This window comes from Kitasatospora sp. NPDC007106 (assembly GCF_040634455.1).
In the GTDB taxonomy this organism is placed as follows: domain Bacteria; phylum Actinomycetota; class Actinomycetes; order Streptomycetales; family Streptomycetaceae; genus Kitasatospora; species Kitasatospora arboriphila.
In genome coordinates, this window is sequence record NZ_JBEYFP010001433.1 from 1 (window position 1) to 1,079 (window position 1,079).

Annotated in this window: 1 protein-coding gene; it reads left to right on the top strand. The window is 77.7% G+C overall.

What is annotated here, in order from left to right:
* On the top strand, positions 1-1,079 hold a 1,079-nt coding region (locus ABZ641_RS39070), incomplete at both ends, for an ABC transporter ATP-binding protein (protein ID WP_359989473.1).

Below are 1,079 nucleotides of genomic sequence, written 5' to 3' on the forward strand. Positions count from 1 at the left end.
GCCGAGATGCTCGCCGCCACCGCCGCCGGAGCCCGCACCATCGAGGCGCTCGGACTGCAGCACCGGCGCCGGGCGGTCGGCCGCCGGGTGCTGGCGGACGCCGCGGCCGCGCGGCGGCGCACCCTGGCCCTGCGCAACGTGCTCTTCCCGCTCGTGGACGTCTGCCACGCCGTTCCGGTGGTCGCGGTGCTGCTGCTCGGCGGCCTGCTGCACGCACGCGGCGAGGTCGGCGCGGGCGCTGTGGTGGCCGTCGCGCTCTACCTGCGCCAGCTCTCCGGGCCGCTGGAGGAGCTGATGTTCCGCAGCGACCAGCTCCAGAGCAGCTCCGCGGCCTTCGCCCGGCTCGAAGGGCTGGCCGGCGCCGAGGAGGCGGCCCGGCGGACGGGTGCCGTCCCGGCCGACGACCGGATCGAGCTGCGCGGGGTCGGCTTCGGCTACCAGGACGGGCCCGAGGTGCTGCACGGGGTGGACCTGACGGTCCGTCCGGGCGAACGCCTCGCCGTGGTCGGCCCCTCGGGCGCCGGCAAGTCCACCCTGGGCCGGCTGCTGGCGGGGGTGGAGTGTCCGCGCACCGGCACGGTCACGGTCGGCGGGGTGCCGGTCGCCGACCTGGACCCGGAGCAGCTGCGCCGCCAGGTGGTGCTGGTGACCCAGGAGCAGCACGTCTTCCTCGGCACCGTCCGGGAGAACCTGCTGCTCGCCGCGCCGGCCGCCACCGACGCCGAACTGGACGCGGCGCTCGCCGCGGTCGGCGCCGACTGGGCCCGCGAGCTGCCGGCCGGTCTGGACACCGAGCTGGGCCCCGACGGCCACCGCGCCGACGGCGCCCAGGCCCAGCAACTGGCCCTGGCCCGGGTCCTGCTGGCCGACCCGCACACGCTGGTGCTGGACGAGGCCACCGCGCTGCTCGACCCGGCCACCGCCCGGCACGCCGAACGGGCACTCGCCGCCGTACTGGCCGGGCGCACCGTGATCGCCGTCGCACACCGCCTGCACACCGCCCACGACGCCGACCAGGTCGCCGTCCTGGAGGACGGCCACCTGGTCGAGCTCGGCCCCCACGACCGCCTGGTCGCCCA